This is a genomic window from Rothia sp. HMSC068E02, assembly GCF_001813565.1.
Classification (GTDB): domain Bacteria; phylum Actinomycetota; class Actinomycetes; order Actinomycetales; family Micrococcaceae; genus Rothia.
Genome location: NZ_KV812882.1, coordinates 686,383 through 708,531, shown reverse-complemented (window position 1 = coordinate 708,531; position 22,149 = coordinate 686,383). Strand labels below are relative to the sequence as shown.

Annotated in this window: 16 protein-coding genes; 4 read left to right on the top strand and 12 right to left on the bottom strand. The window is 59.9% G+C overall.

The annotated features are described in order from the left end of the window. The first annotated feature begins 185 nt into the window (after positions 1–185). Complete coding sequence (locus HMPREF2919_RS04495; protein ID WP_070666425.1) at positions 186–1,667, top strand: glycoside hydrolase family 1 protein; 1,482 nt, start codon at positions 186–188, stop codon at positions 1,665–1,667. A gap of 186 nt (positions 1,668–1,853) precedes the next feature. Here the strand turns inward: HMPREF2919_RS04495 and HMPREF2919_RS04490 are convergent, their stop codons facing one another. The 10 genes from HMPREF2919_RS04490 to HMPREF2919_RS04445 form a co-directional block, all read right to left on the bottom strand. Then, a complete protein-coding gene (locus HMPREF2919_RS04490) occupies positions 1,854–2,999 on the bottom strand; it encodes a GNAT family N-acetyltransferase (protein WP_070666422.1) in 1,146 nt (381 codons plus the stop codon). 28 nt (positions 3,000–3,027) lie between these two features. Next, entirely contained in the window at positions 3,028–5,916 is a 2,889-nt protein-coding gene (gene uvrA / locus HMPREF2919_RS04485; RefSeq protein ID WP_070642446.1) for an excinuclease ABC subunit UvrA, read from the bottom strand. 140 nt (positions 5,917–6,056) lie between these two features. Further along, a complete protein-coding gene (locus tag HMPREF2919_RS04480; protein WP_049350116.1) occupies positions 6,057–6,830 on the bottom strand; it encodes an MBL fold metallo-hydrolase in 774 nt (257 codons plus the stop codon). A gap of 1,348 nt (positions 6,831–8,178) precedes the next feature. After that, positions 8,179–9,891, bottom strand: coding sequence for a formate--tetrahydrofolate ligase (locus tag HMPREF2919_RS04475; RefSeq protein WP_005508799.1), 1,713 nt, complete (start codon positions 9,889–9,891; stop codon positions 8,179–8,181). A gap of 233 nt (positions 9,892–10,124) precedes the next feature. Next, on the bottom strand, positions 10,125–11,168 hold the full coding sequence (locus HMPREF2919_RS04470; protein WP_070666419.1) for a zinc-binding dehydrogenase: 1,044 nt from the start codon (positions 11,166–11,168) through the stop codon (positions 10,125–10,127). A 323-nt stretch (positions 11,169–11,491) separates the two neighbouring features. Next, positions 11,492–12,469, bottom strand: coding sequence for a class 1b ribonucleoside-diphosphate reductase subunit beta (gene nrdF / locus HMPREF2919_RS04465; RefSeq protein WP_005505797.1), 978 nt, complete (start codon positions 12,467–12,469; stop codon positions 11,492–11,494). 147 nt (positions 12,470–12,616) lie between these two features. Beyond that, positions 12,617–14,797, bottom strand: coding sequence for a class 1b ribonucleoside-diphosphate reductase subunit alpha (gene nrdE / locus HMPREF2919_RS04460; protein WP_049345554.1), 2,181 nt, complete (start codon positions 14,795–14,797; stop codon positions 12,617–12,619). Next, positions 14,770–15,300, bottom strand: coding sequence for a class Ib ribonucleoside-diphosphate reductase assembly flavoprotein NrdI (nrdI, locus tag HMPREF2919_RS04455; RefSeq protein WP_049342045.1), 531 nt, complete (start codon positions 15,298–15,300; stop codon positions 14,770–14,772). The genes nrdE and nrdI overlap by 28 nt, the downstream gene beginning before the upstream one ends. A 74-nt stretch (positions 15,301–15,374) precedes the next feature. Beyond that, positions 15,375–15,599, bottom strand: a complete 225-nt coding sequence (gene nrdH / locus HMPREF2919_RS04450; protein WP_005505794.1) for a glutaredoxin-like protein NrdH — start codon at positions 15,597–15,599, stop codon at positions 15,375–15,377. A gap of 774 nt (positions 15,600–16,373) precedes the next feature. Continuing rightward, on the bottom strand, positions 16,374–17,483 hold the full coding sequence (locus HMPREF2919_RS04445) for an App1 family protein (RefSeq protein ID WP_060824702.1): 1,110 nt from the start codon (positions 17,481–17,483) through the stop codon (positions 16,374–16,376). A gap of 178 nt (positions 17,484–17,661) precedes the next feature. Between HMPREF2919_RS04445 and HMPREF2919_RS04440 the strand changes: the two genes are divergently transcribed. From HMPREF2919_RS04440 to HMPREF2919_RS09355, 3 genes are all read left to right on the top strand, one after another. Further along, positions 17,662–18,792 (top strand): polysaccharide deacetylase family protein, encoded by a 1,131-nt coding sequence (locus tag HMPREF2919_RS04440; protein WP_070506153.1) that lies wholly within the window; start codon positions 17,662–17,664, stop codon positions 18,790–18,792. Between the two features lie 192 nt (positions 18,793–18,984). Then, positions 18,985–19,725 (top strand): DsbA family oxidoreductase, encoded by a 741-nt coding sequence (locus HMPREF2919_RS04435; protein ID WP_049362743.1) that lies wholly within the window; start codon positions 18,985–18,987, stop codon positions 19,723–19,725. Positions 19,726–20,026: 301 nt separating this feature from the next. Next, positions 20,027–20,518, top strand: a complete 492-nt coding sequence (locus tag HMPREF2919_RS09355; protein ID WP_080977152.1) for an excalibur calcium-binding domain-containing protein — start codon at positions 20,027–20,029, stop codon at positions 20,516–20,518. A gap of 123 nt (positions 20,519–20,641) precedes the next feature. Here the strand turns inward: HMPREF2919_RS09355 and HMPREF2919_RS04430 are convergent, their stop codons facing one another. Both HMPREF2919_RS04430 and HMPREF2919_RS04425 read right to left on the bottom strand, forming a co-directional pair. Continuing rightward, positions 20,642–20,914 carry a hypothetical protein gene (locus HMPREF2919_RS04430; RefSeq protein ID WP_239662317.1) on the bottom strand — a complete coding sequence of 91 codons (273 nt, stop codon included), beginning with the start codon at positions 20,912–20,914 and terminating at the stop codon, positions 20,642–20,644. Between the two features lie 46 nt (positions 20,915–20,960). Beyond that, on the bottom strand, positions 20,961–21,884 hold the full coding sequence (locus HMPREF2919_RS04425) for a polysaccharide deacetylase family protein (RefSeq protein ID WP_371326256.1): 924 nt from the start codon (positions 21,882–21,884) through the stop codon (positions 20,961–20,963). Positions 21,885–22,149: the final 265 nt, after the last annotated feature.

Genomic DNA, 22,149 nt, shown 5'->3' with positions numbered 1-22,149 from the left:
GCCCCGCGGCGGCCTAGCTCAGCGTAAAAGCGCTGTATAAAAGCCCGGTGTTCTCACGTGAATTTTCGTGTGAGAACACCGGGCTTTTGCGCGCCCGCTAACGTCCCAAAACAGCGCAAATCCTAGTAATCCCCCACCCCCTCCGCTAGGGTAGAAGCAAGACCCAAAGCACCCTGGAGGATGCCGTGCATCAGGACCAGCACATCACCGCACTACCCAACAACCAGACCGGTAACAACCCGGCGCTGACCGAGCCGCAGCCGCTCGGCGCGTTCCCTGACGGTTTCCTCTTCGGAGGCGCCACCGCCGCCAACCAGTTCGAAGGCGCCTGGAACGAAGACGGCAAGGGCCCCAGCCTGCAGGATGTGCTGCCCGCCGGCGGCCTGTACCCGCGCACCGCGGAACCCACCGAGGACAACCTCAAGCTGGAGGGCATCGACTTCTACCACCGCTACCGTGAAGACATCGCCCTGCTCGCGGAGATGGGTTTCAAGGTGTTCCGCTTCTCCATCGCCTGGTCGCGTATCTTCCCTCGCGGCGACGAAGAAACCCCGAACGAGGCGGGCCTCGCTTTCTACGACCGCGTGCTCGACGAGCTTGAAAAGCACGGCATGGAGCCGCTCATCACCCTCAGCCACTACGAAACCCCGCTGCACCTGGTGGAGCAGTACAACGGCTGGACCAGCCGCGAACTCATCGGCTTCTACGAACGCTACGCCCGCACCGTGTTCGCCCGCTACGGCAAGCGCGTGAAGTACTGGCTGACCTTCAACGAAATCAACTCGATGCTGCACCTGCCGTTCATGTCCGGCGGCATTAACACCCCGGCGGATCAGCTCAGCGACGCAGACCTGTACCAGGCGATGCACCACGAGCTGGTCGCCTCCGCACGCGCCACCGCTGCGGCACGCGAACTGGCACCGGGTGCCCAGGTCGGTTGCATGATTCTTGCCATGCCCACCTACCCGCTCACCCCCGACCCCACCGACGTACTCGCCGCCATGCAGACGGAGCAGGCGAACTTCGCGTTCGGTGACGTGCACGTGCGCGGCGCATACCCCGGCTACTTCCTGCGTGCCCTGCGTGAGAAGGGCGTGGAGCTGAACGTCACCGAGCAGGACCGCGAGGACCTGAAGAACGCCGTGGATTTCGTGTCGTTCAGCTACTACATGTCCACCTGCGCGACCGGCGACCCGGCACGAGGCGAGCGCGGCGAGGGCAACATCCTCGGCGGCGTGGCGAACCCGACCTTGCCCTCCAGCGAATGGGGCTGGCAGATCGACCCGACCGGCCTGCGCGTGGTCCTCAACCAGTATTGGGACCGCTGGCAGAAGCCGCTATTCATCGTGGAGAACGGCCTGGGCGCCCGCGACGAACTGGTTGAGGTGAACGGTGAGCTCACCGTGGAGGATGACTACCGCATCGACTACCTGCGCCAGCACCTGCGCGCGGTGCGTGAAGCCATCGAGGACGGCGTGAACGTGCTCGGCTACACCACATGGGGCTGCATCGACACGATTAGCGCCTCGACCGCGCAGATGTCCAAGCGCTACGGGTTCATCTACGTGGACCGCAACGACGATGGCTCCGGCACCCTGGAGCGCTACCGTAAGAAGTCCTTCCACTGGTACCGCGAGGTGATTGCCAGCAACGGCGCGGAGCTGTAACCGGTCAGGTTCTACCCCCGCCCCGCGAAACTAGCACGCGAAATTCACGGCGCGTGAAACTCAGGCCCCCTCGTAAGCCTGAGCCCCGCGAAACCAGCGACAAAAGGCCCCCGAGACTCTGAATCTCGGGGGCTTTTGCGCATGTCCGTTATGCCTAGCGCGGGCAAATCTAGTCTGTAAGCAAACCTAGTCCATGGGCAGGTCATTCAGACTGGTCGAGACGTACTCCCACCAGGTCGGCACCAGCCCGGCGTTCATCGCGACCCTCTGCGAGAGGATGTGCGAGGGGCTCGTACCGTAGAACGGCAGGTACCCTTCCGCCAGGGTCAGACGTGCGGCATCACGCACCAGCACGCTGGCGATGCCGGCGCCGCGCCAGGCGGGCAGCACATCGATACCGATTTGGCGCATTATCGGCGAATCGTCGCTCACACCCACGAGGGCGATAGGGTCTGCGAGCGCAGGGTCGCTCTCCCCCGCCGCGGGTACATCAGCTGCATCCTCTTCCACCGGGTATGCGGCGAGCACCAGCACATCCGGGCGGGTCACGCTAAAGCCCAGCGCGTTCGAGTAGCGCTTATCCCCGCGGAAACGCTCAATCTGCTCAGCGTCCAGCAGCTCCACGCGCAGGCGGGTTACGCGCGCCTCCGTGTCTTCCGGGTCAACCTCAAGTGCCCCCGCGGAGGCGTTTGCCTCCCTGCGGATGGTGCGCTCGCCGGTGATTTCGGCAAGCAGCGCCGCCTTCAGTTCGGCGGGGTCAACGCGGCGCATCATGCCCACACCGGGCACGGCGCACTTCACTTCCTGCGCCTGCACACCCTCGGGTACGACCGAGTTCAGCAGGGCGCGGCCGGGCGTGTAGTAGACGCTCGTGCCGCTGACCTGCAGCGTGTAGGGGGTGACCAGTTCATTGAGCTGGCGCAGCGGCGCGTAGTCACCCAGCCAGTTCGACTGATCGCCGAGCATGTAGTCGATTGCCCTGTCGAGCACGCGCGGATGCTTGGCGCAGAGAATGCCGACGCTCGCATAGTTGGCGACGCGCAACTCCCAAATGTCGTCGTTGCGGCGGCGTGCGGCACCCATCTTCTCGGAGGGCGGCTGCACGGTGGCGAGCAGCGGCAGGCTCTCGGCTTCCGGGTAGTCGCGTAGCTCTTCGAGGGCGCGGCTAATCGAGCCGGGTGCCTGGCAAAAGTCCGCCTCCAGCTGGGTGTGCAGGATGTGCCGCGCACGGTCCGCGGTGGTCACAGCACCACGATTCACGGCACCACGGTTCACAGCGCCACGGGTTGCCTTAGCTCCCCGAGTGGGTTCGGTTCCTTGAGTATCAGTCATGTAGGTTTCCTCTAGGTCAAGTTCTTGGCTAGCTCAGGATTTCGGCAAGGAACGCGCCGGTGTGCGAGCCCTTCACCTGAGCCACCTGTTCCGGGGTGCCTTCGGCGATGACGGTGCCGCCGCCGCTACCACCTTCGGGGCCCATGTCGATAATCCAGTCGGCGCACTTGACCACGTCCAGGTTGTGCTCGATGGTGATGACGCTATTGCCCTTGTCGACCAGCGATTGCAGCACGGCGAGCAGCTTGCGGATGTCTTCAAAGTGCAGGCCGGTGGTCGGCTCGTCCAGCACGTAGATGGAGCGGCCGTTGGAGCGCTTCTGCAGTTCGGTTGCGAGCTTCACGCGCTGCGCTTCACCGCCGGAGAGGGTGGTTGCGGGCTGGCCCAGGCGAATGTAGCCCAGGCCCACATCCACGAGGGTGTTCAGGTGGCGCGCAATCGGGGTGAATGCGGCGAAGAACTCTGCTGCTTCTTCCACGGGCATTTCGAGTACGTCGGCAATGGTCTTGCCCTTGTAGTGCACTTCGAGGGTTTCGCGGTTGTAGCGCTTGCCGTGGCAGGTTTCGCAGGGCACGTACACGTCCGGCAGGAAGTTCATTTCAATCTTCAGGGTGCCGTCGCCGGAGCAGTCCTCGCAGCGGCCGCCCTTGACGTTGAAGGAGAATCGACCCGGGGTGTAGCCGCGCATTTTCGCTTCGCTGGTCTCTGCGAACAGCTTGCGGATGTGGTCGAACACGCCGGTGTAGGTGGCGGGGTTCGAACGCGGGGTACGACCGATGGGCGACTGGTCCACGTGAATGACCTTGTCCAGGTGTTCCAGGCCGTCGATGCTCTTGTGGCGGCCGGGTACCTGCTTGGCGCCATTGAGCTTGTTCGCCAGGGAGGTATACAGAATGTCGTTGACGAGGGTGGATTTACCCGAGCCGGACACACCGGTCACCGCGGTGAACACGCCCAACGGGAAGGACACAGTCACGTTCTTGAGGTTGTTTTCGCGGGCGCCGCGCACGATTAGCTGACGTTCCTTGTCCACGGGGCGGCGGGATGCGGGCACCTCAATGCTGCGGCGGCCAGCCATGTAGTCGCCGGTAATGGACTTGGTGTTCTTCAGCAACTCTTCAAAGCTGCCGGAGTGCACGATTTCGCCGCCGTGCTCGCCGGCGCCGGGTCCTACGTCCACGATCCAGTCAGCTTCACGCATGGTGTCTTCGTCGTGCTCAACCACGATAAGCGTATTGCCCATATCGCGCAGCTTGGTCAGGGTTTCGATGAGGCGGCGGTTATCGCGCTGGTGCAGACCGATGGAGGGCTCGTCGAGCACGTAGAGCACGCCGACCAGGCCGGAACCAATCTGGGTTGCGAGGCGGATGCGCTGCGCCTCACCGCCGGAGAGCGTACCGGCGGAGCGTGAGAGGGTCAGGTAGTCCAGGCCCACGTCCAGCAGGAACTGCAGGCGCGCGTCAATTTCCTTGAGGACCTGCTCGCCAATCTTGGCTTCGCGGGCGCTGAGCTGCAGGCCACGCACGAAAGCGAGCGCGTCAGCCAGGGACAGGTCGGTAATGTCTGCGATAGACTTGCCGCCGACCTTCACACCGAGGATGGTCGGGTTCAGGCGCGCGCCACCGCAGGAGGGGCAGGCGACCTGGCGCATGTACTGTTCGTAGCGGTCGCGGGCGAAGTCCGATTCGGTTTCTTCGTGCTTGCGCTTGATGTATGCCTTCACGCCTTCGAATCCGGAGGTGTAGCGGCGTTCGCGGCCGAAACGGTTGCGGTAGGACACCTCGACCTTGTAGTCCTTGCCGTCCAGGATGGCGGCGCGGGTCTTGGCGGGCAGGTCCTTGAAGGGGGTGTTCAGGTCGAAGCCGAGCTCCTCCCCCAGGCCGGCGAGCAAGCGCAGCCAGTATTCGGTGGTTGCTTTACCCTGCGACCAGGGGGCGATAGCGCCCTCACCGAGGGTCAGGTCGGGGTTGGGTACGAGCAGTTCGGTGTCGACTTCCAGGCGCGAGCCGATGCCGTCGCAGGCGCTACACGCGCCGAACGGCGAGTTGAAGGAGAAGGCGCGCGGCTCGATGGTGTCGATCTGCAGCGGGTGGTTGTTGGGGCAGGCGAGGTTTTCACTGAAGGAGCGGGTGCGTTCGGGGTCGTCCTGCTCGCGGTCCACGAAGTCGATGAGCACGCGGCCGTCGGCGAGCTTGAGCGCGGTTTCGATGGAGTCAGTCAGGCGCTGGTGAATACCGTCCTTAATGACGATGCGGTCGACGACCACCTCGATGGTGTGTTTGTACTGCTTGGCGAGCTTGGGCGGGTCGGAGAGCTGCACGGTTTCGCCGTCCACGCGGGCGCGCGAGTAGCCCTGGGTGAGCAGGTCCTTGAACAGGTCCACAAACTCGCCCTTACGTGCGCTGACGACGGGCGCGAGAATCTGCAGGCGGGTGCGTTCGGGGTACTCCTGCAGAATGTCCACAATCTGCTGCGGGGTCTGCTGGGTGATTTCCTCACCGCATTCGGGGCAGTGCGGGTGGCCGATGCGCGCCCAGAGCAGACGCATGTAGTCATAGATTTCGGTGATGGTACCGACGGTTGAGCGCGGGTTCTTGGAGGTGGACTTCTGGTCGATAGACACCGCCGGGGAGAGGCCCTCGATGAAGTCTACGTCGGGCTTATCGACCTGTCCGAGGAACATACGCGCGTATGAGGACAGCGACTCGACGTAGCGGCGCTGACCTTCCGCAAAGATGGTGTCGAAGGCGAGGGAGGACTTACCGGAGCCGGAGAGGCCGGTGAAGACGACCATCGCATCACGCGGAATGGTGAGGTCTACGTTCTTGAGGTTGTTTTCGCGGGCACCCTGAACCCGGATACTGGTCAGGTCGTTCGCTTTGAGTGCGGTGCTACCGTGTGCCGGGCGGGGTGTCATCGAAAATCCTTTCGTCTTATCTTCGAATTTAAATTCTACACCCTCACGCCTTTCACCAGCGGGATTATGCGGCCGGTGAAGGCATGAGGGTGCAGTACTTATATGAGGCGGACTAGGAGGCGCAATTCATCACGTGCGGTTTACCAGCCGCGGGTTCCCCACTCTTCCAGGTGGGGGCGCTCGTCGCCGAGGGTGGTGGAGCGGCCGTGGCCGGGCAGCACGATGGCATCATCGTCGAAGCCACCGAAGAGCTTTTCAAGCACGTTGGAGAAGAGCTCACCGAACTGCTGCGGGGAGTCGGTCTTGCCCACGCCGCCAGGGAAGAGGGCGTCGCCGGTGAACAGCAGGGTTGCGGGAGTGCCGTCTTCCCAGGTGGTTTTGAGGGTGTAGACGATGGATCCGGGGGTGTGGCCGGGCACGTGCAGGGCGCGGATGACGGTGTCAGAGAGGTAGAAGTCGAAGCTTTCGCCGCCGGTCAGCTCCTCTTCGACGGTGTAGTCTTCCTGCTCCTTAATAGCGGCTGCGTCAGCGGCGCCTGCGGAGGTGACGGCACCGGTGAGGCGGTCGAGCTCCTTAATGGCACGGATGTGGTCCCAGTGGCCGTGGGTGACCAGGATGCCGGTCAGACCGATTGCGCGGGGCTTGAGGGAGTTGAAGTCCTCGTCCCTCTCCATAACGCGCACGCGGCGTTCTTCGCCGTCTGCCAGTTCGAGCTGCGGGCAGTCGTGCAGGAGCGCGTCGAGGGTGTAGGCGTAGAGTTCTTCTGCGTCGTCTGCGGGGTCGATGAGTACCTGCTCGCCGGTGGCGCGCATGGTGATGAGGTAGACGCTGTTGTCCATCTCGGAGACGCTGAACGCACGGACGGTCAGTTCGGGGTTCTCAAAGATGAGGGTGGGTTCGGGGTAAGTAGTCATAGTTCCAGTGTAGGGGTTGTGACCGCACAGCATGCGCCTATGCGGTTCGCTCCCCTATCAGCGCATTCGGCGTTGACCGTGCGGGATGCATGTACGGGTTGCTTGTGCGGGATGCACAGGGAACAGATTCTGGAGCATGCTCGGTACAGATTAGGCTCAGTACAGATTGGGTTCAGCACGGATTAGGTCCCGGCTGGATTCCGCCTGGCTGAGGGTTCAGTGAAATTCAAAAGTCCGCCGAAATTCAAAAGTTAAACAGAGAAGCGACTGCGCATCGATACACAGTCGCTTCTCATGACACCCAGGGGTATCTATCACTCACTCAAACACAAGCAACCCGAGGACTTTGGAAATCTCACGATTACTTGATGACTCAATAGTAGCGAACTTTTTGGGGGCTGTTTTACCACCCAATTTGGTACGGAGAGCCGGATTTAGTGACCCGCGCCTCATTGTAATCATTCTGTAATAAAAACAGGTGTTTTTTAGGGTATCCATACGTACCAATTTCATTTTTTTCGAGTTTTAGCGTGACTTATTTCACCCAAAATAATTTTAGAATTTCCCTCTTTTGGCACTTCGGTGCACCTTTAACTTAAGCTCCACACTCGGCAATCCCAAAGGTTCAATACACAGTTTTAGCCCGGTATTCTGCGGAAGTAGAGGGTTAAGGTGAAAGTATCTTCAAGTACTTGCAACTTCATGAGCAGGAAAAAATGTACTGCTCACCGTTCAAAATCTGCACAATTATTCGCGCGAGGGCAAAATCAATTGGTCTGTTTTACCCCTGTAGGTACCCCCTAAAGTAGAGGTTTTATTACAAAACAATAACATCAGCCCCACTTTCAGGTTCACTGAGTGCACCCATTAAAACCCCTTTCAAAAAGCAAAATACCTAGTCAATGCCGTATTTTCACAAAATGCAAGACAGTGTGTCACTAAAAAATCAACCTCTATAGATTGTTTAATAAAACCTGACCTTCAAGCACAAATAGAGCCCAATTATTAACCAGCACGTACCAATTCCGCCCTCAAAACAGGCGCCCTAGAAGCCTCAATGAAAGGTTGAAAGACCCCTCCACCAGGGGTTTCAGGATCCTTCACTCCCCCTGGTTGCAGTCTGGTTGTAGCCAGGTTTCAGCTTGGTTGCAGTCTGGTTTCACTCTGTTTTCAAGAGCTCCCTCGCCCTCAAGCGTTGCGCACCTCGTATTCGCCCCTCATGCTTCCATGTATCTGGGGCAGAGCACTCTACAAAAGCACCATAGGGCACAGCAAAGGCGGCGCCTCTCCCCCGCTGTGGGGAAGGAGCGCCGCCTCCACTAGCTATAAATCAGCTGGAACAGCCGCTTTAGGACAGGCCGACCATCACGCCGTTCTCGTCGAAGCCGATGCGCTCAGCTGCGGGGCTCTTGCTCAGGCCCGGCATGGTGCGCATGGTGCCGCAGATAGCGTAGACGTAACCGGCACCTGCAGCCAGGCGAACCTCGCGCACGGGCAGGGTCCAGCCGGTCGGTGCGCCCTTCAGAGTTGCATCCGAAGAGATGGACAGATGGGTCTTCGCGATAACCACGGGCAGGTGCGAGTAGCCCAGCTCAGCAAAACGCTTCAGCTGCTTAGCGGCAGCGGGAGCAATCGAAATGCCGTCCGCGCCGTAGACCTTGGTCGCAACCTTCTCAATCTTGGTCTCGATGGAGTCCTCAAGATCGTAGGTGTACTTCAGATCCGAAACGTCGTCACATGCCTCAGCAACCACGTCTGCCAGGTCGGTGGTGCCCTTACCACCCTCAGCCACACCGCGGTGGATAGCGACGCGAGCGCCAGCTTCCTCAGCGATACGGCGGATGGTCTCGTGCTCGGACTCGAAGTCGGTCGGGAAGGCGTTGATTGCCACGACCGGCTGAACACCGAAGTTGCGCACAATCTCGATGTGCTTCTTCAGGTTCTCTGCGCCCTTCTCCACGTCGGAGGGGCTTTCCTGCAGCATGCCTTCGGGCAGGGGCTTGCCCGGAACGATCTTGTACAGGCCGGAGTGGGACTTCAGGGAGCGCACGGTTACGACGAGCACTGCTGCGTCCGGCTTCAGGCCGGAAACGCGGCACTTGACGTTGAAGAAACGCTCCGCACCCATGTCGGCACCGAAGCCAGCCTCGGTAATCACGTAGTCGGAGTACTCCAGACCAACGTAGTCTGCGACCACGGAGGAGTTACCGGTTGCGATGTTACCGAAGGGGCCCGCGTGAATCAGCGCGGGGGTGTGCTCCAGGGTCTGCAGCAGGTTCGGGTTGATTGCGTCTGCCAGGATGACGGACATTGCGCCGTCAGCCTTCAGGTCGGCTGCGGTGACGGGCTCGCCGTCGTAGTTCAGGCCGATCACGATCTTTGCCAGGCGCTCGCGCAGGTCCTTGAAGGAGGTTGCCAGCGAGAGAATCACCATGATTTCGGAGGCGCTGGTGATGTCGAAACCGGTCTCGCGGACCACGCCGTCCATGCGTTCGCCCAGGCCCACGACGATGTTGCGCAGGGAGCGGTCGTTCATGTCGATAACGCGGCGCCACTCGATTGCGCGCGGGTCGATGCGCAGCTCGTTGCCGTGGTGCAGGTGGTTGTCAATCATGGCGGCAAGCAGGTTGTGCGCTGCGGTGACGGCGTGGAAGTCGCCGGTCAGGTGCAGGTTCAGCTTCTCCATCGGAACAATCTGGGAGTAGCCGCCGCCTGCTGCGCCGCCCTTGATGCCGAAGGTCGGGCCCATTGCGGGCTGACGCAGAGCCAGGATTGCCTTGCGGCCGGTCTGGGCGAAGCCCTGTGCGAGGGAGACGGAGGTTGCGGTCTTACCTTCACCGAGCGGGGTGGGGGTGACTGCGGTAACCACGATGTACTTGGAGCCGCGCTTGCGGGCGGTCTCTGCGTTGGTGGTTTCGTCGAGGAGGACCTTAGCGACATACTTGCCGTAGGGTTCAAGGCGATCTTCGCTGATGCCGTTGTCTGCTGCGATCTTGTTAATAGGCCAAAGATCGGCGGCAAGTGCGATTTCGAGGTCGGAAGGGAAAGGCTTCTTCGTCATTGTCATCCTTCGAGTTGTACGAATCATGCTCTTTTATTCTATGCCTTGGCTCACTCATTTGTCCCTCACCTCGCCGGAAGGTGGCAAATAAACCCAATTTTTAACGCACTAATCCCCGCAACCGGTGACCTCCGCTCACGTGGAGCGACAGGGTCGGTGCGGGGATTAGTAGCGCATATACGCCGGGTTGCGGGTACAGCAGCCGGTATAGGAACCGGCGATACGAGCGGCTATTACGGCATAGTCAGCAGAACCTTGGTAGCGGTACGCTGGTCCATTGCCTCGTAACCCTTAGCCGCCTCGTCAATGGGCAGAACCATGTCGAAGACGCGGCCGGGCTCAATTTCGCCCTTGTAAATCAGGTCGATGAGGGTCGGCAGGTACTTGCGTACGGGGGCGGGGCCACCTTCCAGGTGAACCTGCTTGCCGAAGAGCTTATCGGTGCCGATGGAGCTGTCGTGCGGAACGCCCACGAAGCCGATGTAGCCGCCGTGGCGTACGCAGCCGAGAGCCTGGTCGAAGGACTGCTGGGTGCCAACAGCCTCCGCGACGCCGTGTGCGCCCACGCCGTCGGTGAGCTCCATGACCTTGGCGATGCCCTCTTCGCCGCGCTCTTCCACGATGTGGGCTGCGCCGAATGCCTTAGCGAGCGCCTGACGTTCGGGGTTGCGGGACATGATGATGATCTTCTCCGCGCCGAGCTGCTTAGCGCCGATGACTGCGCTCAGGCCGACTGCGCCGTCGCCAACAACGACGATGGTCTTGCCGGGGCCTGCCTGCGCTGCGTCTGCTGCGTACCAGCCGGTGCCGAGCACGTCGGATGCCGCCATCAGGTGCGGAATCTGCTCTGCGGTGGGTGCAGCGGGGGTCTTGACGAGGGTGCCATCTGCGAAGGGTACGCGGGCGTATTCTGCCTGGGTGCCGTTGGAGCGTGCGCCAATGAAGGCGTCGCCTGCCGCGATTGCCTTGAGGCAGCGGGAGGGGTAGCCTGCGGTGCAGGTTTCGCATTCGCCGCAGGAGATGCAGAAGGAGCCTACGACGAAGTCGCCGGGGGCTACGGTGGTGACCTCGGAGCCGACCTCGACGACCTCACCGATGTATTCGTGGCCCATTGCCCGGTGGTCAACGGGCTGTGCGCCGCGGTAGGGCCACAGGTCGGAGCCACAGATGCAGGATGCGGCGAGCTTGATGATGGCGTCGGTGGGTTCGAGCAGGGTCGGCTTCTCAACTTCGTTGACGACGACCTTGCCGGGGGCTTCCATAACAACTGAACGCATGATGTTCCTTTCAAATCTGCGTTGATAGTTAGTCGTATCAGAGTACGCCCCGCACCCCGATATATCAATAATTTTTTATGCTACGGGGTGAAGGTAAAAATTCCGACAACCGGAACCAGAAAGACCGCTCCTACTCCCCTGCTTCTCCGCCGCTTCCGCGCCAGGTTATACCGGGGAAGCCTGGGCATCCTGGCACGTTAAATAGCCCGGTTAAACGGCGGAACCCCCGCGCATCCACAGTGGATACGCGGGGGTCGGTTTATCTCAGCCTGATATCTCAAGGCGAGAAGGGGCTTAGAAGTCCCAGGATAGAAGTCTCCGCCTTAGAAGTCCCAGTCCTCGTCCTCAGTGTTCACAGCCTTACCGATCACGTAGGAAGAGCCGGAACCGGAGAAGAAGTCGTGGTTCTCATCAGCGTTCGGGGACAGTGCCGAGAGGATTGCCGGGGACACGTTAGTCACGGTCGCCGGGAACATCGGCTCGTAGCCCAGGTTCATCAGAGCCTTGTTAGCGTTGTAGTGCAGGAACTTCTTAACGTCCTCACTCCAACCCACACCGTCGTACAGGGAGTGGGTGTACGCCACCTCGTTCTCGTACAGTTCGTACAGCAGGTTGAAGGTGTACTCCTTCAGCTCTGCCTGACGCTCCGCGGACTCCTTCGCCAGGCCGCGCTGGAACTTGTAGCCAATGTAGTAGCCGTGCACTGCCTCGTCACGAATAATCAGACGAATCAGGTCAGCGGTGTTGGTCAGCTTCGCGTGCGAAGACCAGTACATGGGCAGGTAGAAGCCCGAGTAGAACAGGAAGGACTCCAGCAGAGTGGAGGCAACCTTCTTCTTCAGCGGGTCGTCACCGGTGTAGTAGGACAGAACAATCTTCGCCTTCTTCTGCAGGTGCTCATTCTCAGAAGCCCAGCGGAACGCCTCGTCAATCTCCTTGGTGGAGGCGAGGGTCGAGAAGATCGAGGAGTACGACTTTGCGTGCACGGACTCCATGAACGCAATGTTGGTGTACACGGCCTCTTCGTGCGCGGTCACAGCGTCCGGCAGCAGGGACACAGCACCGACAGTACCCTGGATGGTGTCCAGCAGGGTCAGACCGGTGAAGACGCGCATGGTCAGCTGCTTCTCTTCCTCGGTCAGGGTCTTCCAGGAGGGCACGTCGTTGCTCAGCGGCACCTTCTCCGGCAACCAGAAGTTACCGGTCAGACGATCCCAAACCTCAAGGTCCTTCTCGTCCTCAATACGGTTCCAGTTGATAGCCTCGACCACGTGGTCGACGAGCTTCACCTTTTCGCTCATTAGTAATTCTCCGATTCTTAAGGGGCGGTTACGGTGCCACGCGCGGCCAGCCAGTCGCGCAGGCGGTTTGCGTGTTTACCGTAACCGCCCCTTCCAGTCTTTAGTTATAGTGTGCCAGCTCAGGCTGAATGCGTCACAGCATTCGGGCTAGAGCATGCAGGATACGCAGCCTTCAACCTCGGTACCCTCAAGAGCCATCTGACGCAGACGGATGTAGTAGATGGTCTTGATGCCCTTACGCCATGCGTAAATCTGGGCGCGGTTGATATCGCGGGTGGTTGCGGTATCGCGGAAGAAGAGGGTCAGCGACAGGCCCTGGTCCACGTGCTGGGTTGCAACAGCGTAGGTGTCGATGATCTTCTCGTAACCAATTTCGTAGGAGTCCTGGTAGTACTCCAGGTTCTCGTTGGTCATGTACGGTGCCGGGTAGTAGACGCGGCCGAGCTTGCCTTCCTTGCGGATCTCAATCTTCGAAGCGATCGGGTGAATCGAAGAGGTCGAACCGTTGATGTAGGAGATGGAGCCGGTCGGCGGAACAGCCTGCAGGTTCTGGTTGTACATGCCGTACTGTGCCACGTCAGCAGCCAGCTGAATCCACTCTTCACGGGTGGGGATGTGGTGCTTAGCGAACAGTTCGCGGGTACGCTCGGTCTGCGGTGCCCATTCCTTCTCAATGTACTTTGCGAAGAACTCACCGGATGCGTACTTCGAGTTCTCGAAGCCCTCGAAACGCTGGCCGCGTTCCTTAGCAATCTGCATGGAGGCGCGGATTGCGTGGTAGGCGACGGTGTAGAAGTACATGTTGGTGAAGTCCAGTGCTTCTTCGGAACCGTAGTAGACGTGCTCGCGTGCCAGGTAGCCGTGCAGGTTCATCTGGCCCAGACCCACGGCGTGGCTCATGTTGTTGCCGCGCTCGATGGAGGGTACGGAGCGGATGTCGGACTGGTCGGAGACGGAGGTCAGCGAACGAATCGCGGTTTCCACGGTCTTGCCGAAGTCGTCGCCGTCCATGGTCAGTGCAATGTTCAGCGAGCCGAGGTTGCAGGAGATGTCCTTACCGACGGTCTCGTAGCCGAGGTCAGCGTGGTAGGTGGACGGCTCAGAAACCTGCAGGATCTCGGAGCACAGGTTGGACATGATGATCTTACCGGCGATGGGGTTCGCGCGGTTGACGGTGTCTTCGAACATCACGTACGGGTAGCCGGACTCGAACTGGATCTCTGCGATGGTCTGGAAGAACTCACGCGCGTTGATCTTGGTCTTGGTGATGCGTGCATCATCGACCATCTCGTAGTACTTCTCGGAGACGTTGATGTCGGAGAAGGGCACGCCGTAGATGCGTTCCACATCGTACGGGGAGAAGAGGTACATGTCCTCGTTCTTCTTCGCCAGCTCGAAGGTGATGTCGGGGATGACAACGCCCAGGGAGAGGGTCTTGATGCGGATCTTCTCGTCAGCGTTCTCACGCTTGGTGTCCAGGAAGGCGTAGATGTCGGGGTGGTGTGCGTGCAGGTACACGGCACCGGCACCCTGACGTGCGCCGAGCTGGTTTGCGTAGGAGAAGGCGTCTTCCAGCAGCTTCATGACGGGGATAACGCCCGAGGACTGGTTCTCAATCTTCTTAATGGGCGCACCGGACTCGCGCAGGTTGGTCAGGGCGAATGCCACGCCGCCGCCGCGCTTGGAGAGCTGCAGTGCAGAGTTGATGGAGCGGCCGATGGACTCCATGTTGTCTTCCATGCGCAGCAGGAAGCAGGAGACGAGCTCGCCGCGCTGACGCTTACCTGCGTTGAGGAAGGTGGGGGTTGCCGGCTGGAAACGGCCGGAGATAATCTCGTCGACGATGTCTTCGGCGAGCTTCTCGTTGCCTTCTGCCAGCAGCAGTGCGACCATGCAGACGCGGTCTTCGAAACGCTCCAGGTAGCGCTGACCGTCGAAGGTCTTGAGCGCGTAGGAGGTGTAGAACTTGAAGGCACCCAGGAAGGTCGGGAAGCGGAACTTCACGGCGTAGGCGCGCTTGAACAGGTTCTTAATGAACTGGAAGTTGTACTTGTCGAAGAGTTCCGGCTCGTAGTACTGGTTCTCGATCAGGTACTCGATCTTCTCTTCCAGGTCGTGGAAGAAGACGGTGTTGTTGTTGACGTGCTGCAGGAAGTACTGACGTGCCGCCTGACGGTCTGCATCGAACTGAATCTGGCCGTTCTCATCGTAGAGGTTCAGCAGTGCGTTCAGCTCGTGGTAGCTCATACCCTTGAACTTCTCGGGCACGCTCTTGCCGTTGTGGCTCGCACCGAGAGTTTCTAGTGCTGAGGGCAGTTTTGCGTCCAAAATGCTTCCAATCCTTCGTTGACTTTTTCTACATCTGAATCGGTGCCCATGAGCTCAAATTTGAAGAGCACGGGCACATCGCACTTCTTGGCGACAATGTCTGCCGCGATACCGAAGAGCGGACCAAAGTTGGTGTTGCCGGAGCCAATCACACCGAGTATGTGGTGGCGATTCTGCTCCACGTTCAGGAATTTAACCACCTGCGGGGGAACGTTACCGGCGCCTTCGGGCTTGCCGTAGGTGGGGACGATGAGCACGAACGGCTCATCAAGAATGAGGGTGTCTTCGCCGGTGCGCAGCGGCAGGCGGAGGCGGCGGGCACGGATCTTCTCCACGAACTTGTGGGTGTTACCGGAGATGGAGGAGAAGTACACGATGAGTGGCGCTGTATCGTCCAGTTCGTCCTCGGTCGCTCGACCCTCGGAAGCATTGCGTGCATCCATAAGAATCTTGCGGATTTCTGCGTGCTCGTCGACGGGGTTGGGCGTGAGGGCGGTACTCAATCTGTACTCCTTATTCTCGTGGGCCGGTGTGGTTCCGTGCCGATTTTCCGTTTGTACGGGTTTCGGCAGGGTTGTTACGCTGCCAGAGCGTTGATCTTGTCGGGCTGGAAGCCGGACCAGTGCTCGTCGCCTGCGATGACGACGGGTGCCTGCATGTAGCCGAGGGACTTGACCATTTCGAGGGCCTGAGCGTCTTCGGTGATATCAACCTTGGTGTAGCTGATACCCTTCGCGTCGAGGGCGCGGTAGGTCATGTTGCACTGGACGCACTGGGGCTTGGTGTACACGGTCACTACCATGGGAGTGCCTCTTACTTTCTCCCGCTCGGGCGGGCTTATCTCGTGAATGAATCTGGCGTGTTTCGTTTGTGGTTCACCACGTGTTGTTTACGGCGGGCGCTGTGCCGTCCACTGCCCCCTCCTAGTGGGGCGTGGCGGTTTCCTGCTCTGGGGCAGGGCGCCCAAAAGTGCCGTAGTGGTGGAACCGAGTATTAATACTACATCTAGTGTCGAGATTTTTCTGCACCACAAGATGATGTGGTGCGAGGGTCGTGTTTCGTTCGATAAACCCACAGTTGAACCCACTTAAGAGGGGGTGTCTACAGCTTATCCACACCCTGCCGCGGGGCTAGTTCGCCGTATTTTCGCGGGGTGCGCCGGGTTATCCACAGGTGGGGTTTAAGTTGGGCAGGATTTTTAAGGGTTCATTCGCCCGCTGAGTTGAGGTTTAGTTAACCTCATGTATGCTTTCGGGGGCATAAAACCCGGCAGATTCGGGCTTGATTTTAAAGAGATCTTCGCTCTCACGCGTTCTTGCGCGGAACGGCGCGGTTTTAAAGCAGAACGGACTTTCTTAAAGACGAGGGTTAACCCCCTTCGAGCGGCTTTAAGCTATGTGATTAAAGCTGTAGAAAAGATTTTTAACTCTTTTTGGTGAGCCGGTGTGTCGTGGGTTTAAGTTGGTTAATTCCGCTGAAACACCAAAACCCACCGCATATACCGGCATTTCGCGGTATCTGCGGTGGGTTTACTGGGTATCAGCGCTGGTTTTAGCAACCGGCGAGCAGTAACCGCTTAGAAATCAATCAGGCCCAGCTCGCGCAGCTTCTTGCTCAGCGTTACGCCGTCGGTGGCTTCAATCCACAGCGGCGAGCGCATCATCTGTTCGGCGCGGTAGTCGCTCCACACGCGGCCGGAGGCGAGCATGGTCTCCCCCACGGTCAGGTTGCGGATGACGATTGCCGCCACGTTGTCCGGGTAGCGTACCGCGAAGCCGTTGTAGATGTACGGGTCGCGCTGCCCGTCGTCGCCGACGAGGATCCACTTCATCTGCGGGAATTCCTCGGCGAGTCGGCGCAGGGACTCGACCTTGTGGTTGGTTCCGGAGCGGAACCAGCGGTCGGGGGTGGGGCCCCAGTCGGTGAGCAGGAACGTGCCGCGCGGGTAGCCGTTGCGGCTGAGGAAGCGGCGCAGGGTCGGGGTGATGTTCCAGGCGCCGGTGGATAGGTACATGAACGGCGCATCCGGGTGGCTGCGGCGGATACGGTCGGTCATGACCGCCATGCCGGGGGTGGGGATGCGTGCGTGCTCGTCGAGAATGAAGGAGTTCCAGGCGGCGACGAGGGGGCGCGGCAGCATGGTGACCATGACGGTGTCGTCGACGTCCATGATGACGCCGAGCTTCTGGCTTTCGGGAACGATGTAGACGCTGGTTGCTACGGCGCGGGAGCCGGGCACGTACATGATGACTTCGTGCATGCCGGGGTCCAGGTCGATGCTGAGTTTGACGTCGAGCACGCCGCCGCGGTCGGTGTACGCCTCATATTTGGTGCCGTCGATGACGATGGTGACGGGTGCATCGGACATTGCGGTTGCGGTGAAAGAGCGCCAGCCGCGCATGGGGTTGGCGGTGTCTTGGGTGCCTTCTACAACCTGCAGCAGGCGTTCGAGGTTGACCGTCTTGTAGAGTGCGCGGGCGATGATGCGAACCCAGCCGGGGTTTCCTTCGGAGGCGGCACGGCCGTAGCCTTCGGTGGGCACGAGGATAGGCTCGCGACCGGCAGCGATGGCGCGCTTTTCACGCCAGCGGTGCAGCCTGTCTGCAACACGGTAGCCGATGTTGACTGCCTCGTCGGCAGCATCGTTCACAAGGTTGCGCAGTTCGTGAGTGCCCAAATTCTCCATCCCACTAGTTTAGCGGAGCGTTACCGGCTTGCGGCTTTAGGATTTTGTGTTCTTATACCTAGTTTTTATACCTATTAATACTGTGGTGCTGAGCGCGGGGTGTGATGTGCGCATTATTTAGGGGTGTATTCGCTGTTCAGATTCGTTCCTTGCAGGTGGGGGCGTTATCCTGGAGAGTATGACCCACTCACAGCCTAACCGCCGACTTTTTGTGCTCGGCACTGCTATGCTTCCGCTGATTGCTGCCTGCTCGAAGAAGTCGAATGACTACGACGGCACCAGCGGTAATTTCACTCCGTATCAGGCTGGCGGCGAGACCTCTGCTGCTGCTACTCGCCCCGCACCTACGAATTCGCCGACGGTTGCCGCTGCTGGCAACCCGGTTGATAAGCCGCGCGAATGGCCCGGCGTTGGCAATTCCCTCGTTGGTGACGGCAAGTATGTTGCGTGGACTGTTGATGACGGCGCAAGCCCGGAGGCGATTCGCGGCTACGCTGAGTTCTCGAAGCGTACGAATACTCGCCTGACGTTCTTCATTAACGCTTCTTACACCGGTTTTAAGGAGCATGTGTCGTTGCTGCGTCCGCTGGTTCAGAGCGGCCAGATTCAGGTTGCGAACCATACCTACAGCCACGCTGATCTGACCACCCTGGATGCTGAGGGTGTGAAGGAAGAGCTACAGCGTAACGAAGACGAGATTATGAGCATGTTCGGTGTCTCGTCGAAGCCGTACTTCCGCCCGCCCTACGGCCGCTACAACGATGCGGTGCTGAAGGCTGCCGGTGAGATTGGTTTTACCCGCCCGGTCATGTGGAACGGCACTACCGGTGACGAGGCGAAGACCAGCTCCCGCGTGATTTACATGCGCTGCATCCGCTACATGTTGCCGCAGCAGATTGTGCTGGGTCACCTGAACTACGAGACGATCATCCCGATCCTGGATAAGGTGAAGGGCCTGATTGATGACCGCGGCCTGACTGCGGTGACGGTTCGTGACTACTACGGTGACGCATCCGAGGAAGAGATTAAGGCGGCGGCTCCTTCGCCGACCCCCACCCCGGAGGAGAACACCCCCTCCCCCGAGGCGACTACGGAGGCGCCGGCCCCTACCCCGGAGCCGACTACTGAGGCTCCGACTCAGGCACCGACTACCCGCTATGAGGATGAGGCAGCGGCTAATCAGCAGGCTACGACTGCACCTGCGGCGGCACCCACTACGGCTCCGCCTGCTCGTGCGACCACTGCGCCGGCGGCAACGACGGCACCCGCAGCTACTGCCACTACCGCTCCGGCAGCTGCCCGCCGATAGGCTCGCGTATATCGCGTGTGCTAAGCCCCCTTGACCCGGTTCCCCTACGGACCGGTACGAGGGGGCTTTGCCGTACCCGGCGAGAATAAACGCGCGGGAATAAAGGCTGGGGAATAAACGCGGCAACCGGGGCGTTAGGTGATCGTACAGTTGCGGCAGTTGCCCCATCCGAGTGTGAGAGGAATAGACACCATGCGTATTGATATTTGGTCCGATATTGTGTGCCCCTTCTGCTACGTGGGCAAGCGTAACCTGGAGCAGGCGCTCGCCGAGTTTGAGCACCGTGACGAGGTTGAGGTGGTGTGGCATAGTTTTGAGCTGGACCCGTCGGCTACGGAGCATCCGGCAGGTTCGTTGCCTGAGATGATTGCTGGCAAGTATCAGATGTCGTTGGAGCAGGCGATTGCGAGCCAGGAGTCATTGGCGGAGCGTGCCCGCGAGGTGGGTTTGGATTTCAATTGGCGGCAGGCACGCTACGGTAACACGTTTGATGCGCACCGTGTGATTCATTATGCGGCGGAGCAGGGTTTGGCATCGGCGGCGCAGGAGGCGTTTAAGAAGGCGTACTTCACGCAGGGCCGTTCGGTGCAGGATCACGAGTCGATTCTGGATATCGCCTCTGAGATTGGCCTGGACACCGCCGAGGTTGAGGCTGTTCTGAAGAGCGACCGTTACGCGGTGGATGTGCGCGCTGATGAGCAGTTGGCGCACCAGCTGGGCATTAATGGTGTGCCGTTCTTCTTGATTGAGTCGAAGTGGGCGGTCAGTGGTGCGCAGCCTGCGGAGGCGCTGGTGCAGGCGCTGCGTCAGGTGTGGGAGCAGACTCATCAGGTTGAGTTCCTGAACCCGCTGGCGGGCGCGGCTGGTGACGCGGCAGGTAACAATGCTGCGGAGGCGGGTCCGTCCTGCGATGTGAACGGCAACTGCTCCTAGCCTCAGCCCGGCTAGAGCTAGCGGTTCTGGCTAGAGCTGTCCCGGCGGGGACTACTCCCCTAGCTCTCCCCGGCTCATACAGCCCCAGATATGGCGAAGCAACAGATATAGCGAAGCCCCCTTGTGCCGGTTCTGTGCGAACCGGTGCGAGGGGGCTTTGCCATGCCCGCACACTGTGTCTTTCCTTGTCGGGCTCTTTGTGGGCGGCTCGATGTTGTCTGCGGGTGGGGCTGTTTTCCTTTACACTGGAGTGTGTGTTCTACGGTGAACACGCTTGTCCACTCACTTCTAAAGGAATATTGTGTTGAAAATTCACGCCGCGACCGCTGGTGTTCTTGCGGGTGCTCTGTTGTTGACCGGTTGCTCGACGGAGACCTCTGAACAGAAAACTGTACCTGCTAAAGACTCTGCTTCAAAGACCCCTTCACCCAAGCCTAGTAAAACTAAACGTCCTAAACGAACTCCTTCGCCTTCACCAACTCCCAGTCCTTCTGTAGCTCCGTGGGAGACATATACTCCTACTCCACGAGCCACGAAACCAAGGCCTACTCGCGTGGCAACGCAGGCTCCAGTTCAGGAGCCTGCGGCAGTTGCCCCCGCTCAGAGGGTGCCTACTCAGGAAGCTCCTGCCCGGGAAGCACCGGCGCAATCCAGCGTCTATTACAAGAACTGTGCTGAAGCCCGAGCCGCAGGTGCCGCACCCATACACCGGGGTGAACCTGGATATCGGGCTGAGTTGGATAGAGACGATGATGGCATCGCCTGCGAATGGACTGGCAAAACGAAGAAATAGAAATCCCAGCGACGAAGAAACCAAACTAACGTTAAAAGCGAAGCCCCCTTGTCCTGGTTCTGCGTGAACCGGTACAAGGGGGCTTCGTCATATCAGCCTAGTCTGTCAGCTCAGCCGGTGAGGTTAGCGCGGCTGGTAGGCGCGGGCACGCTCAGCACGAGCACGGCGCGCCTCCGCATCCTGCAGGACCGGCACCAGCATACGCACCACCTGGCCCATGCCACGCAGCACCAAATTCAGCCACAAACCCACAGACCACACCGCCGCCACACGCGGATGCCCCGTGCGCATCCACCGCACACCCAGAAAAGACAGCGAGTAATACAGCAGAAGCAGCAGCGACTCACGGAAGCGGTACACCTGCCGAAGAATAGGGTTCTGAGGAAGCTTCATCATGCCTCCCAGTATACCCACCGGAACCCCTCGCCGGGGCTCCCCCGCACTACCCGTAATAGTCGCGAATCGTCACCGTCTTCAACCCGCGCCGATCCAACAACGCCCGAATACGGTCCAGCTCAGACACCACACCCCGATAATTCAAATGCCCAATCACAATATGCTGAGCCAACGCATACTTCTCCGCATAGGCATACACCTCAGCCGAAGAAATATTAGACGAATCCGCCAACGACCCGTACCACAGAACCGGGCGCGTAAAACCACACGACGCCGCAGCCGCCAACACGCGCGCATCATAATACCCGTACGGCGGGCGGAAATACGGCTTCGAAGACACCCCAAAAAGCCGCCTAATCTCCTCATCATTACGGGTCAACTCCTGAACAATCTGCTCATCCGTCAGGCTCGTCAACGCCGCATGACTATACGTATGGTTCGCAATCTGCAACTGACCGCTCTTCACCAGCGGCAACAACAGGTCACGATGCTGCCTAAACGCCGGGTACTGACCGTTGATAAAGAAAGTGAGGCGCGTGCCGGTACGGCGGGAAAACTCCGCGTAGGCGCGTACCACCTCCGGGTCGGCGCCGTCATCGACCGTCCACGCAATATACTTGCCCTCACCCGGCAGGCCAGTCTGCGGGCCAGTCCAGGCACGAGCTTCGGGAACCGGGTTCGACGAGGTCGCAGTCGCAGAATCGGTCTTAGATGCCGCGGCGGTCGGGGATGCAGTACCCGTTGCGGAGCCAGATGCGGAAGGGGTAGCCGCCGAGCTTGCCGAAGGGGTTGAAGAAGGGCTCGCCGACGCACTACCGGACGGGCTGCTCGATGGGGTGTTCGACGGGGTACAACCGGTGAGGCCAAGACCCAGCACGCCGAAGCTCACCGCGCCCAGGCCAAAGGTACCAACGTGTTGTAAGAGTTCCCGTCGCCCCATGGAGGCGCGGGCAGAGGCGCCCGATACCATGTGGTCAGTAACGGGGTTGACGATAGCGGATTGACGAGGAGCGATAGGTGTTTCTGGGTGTGGAACAGTGTTCATATTACGAGTGTATGATGAGACCACTGTTAGCTATCGAAAAATTCAAAATATTACTTAATGATTAACAACTGCGCCATTAAAGAACCTCTACGTACTTTCAGTCCCCTCACTCACCGAAGACCACGCTCAGCGCACTAAGCTACCCCCGCCAGGCAATCCAGGTACAGCTCCAGCTACAGCGCAAGGTGCA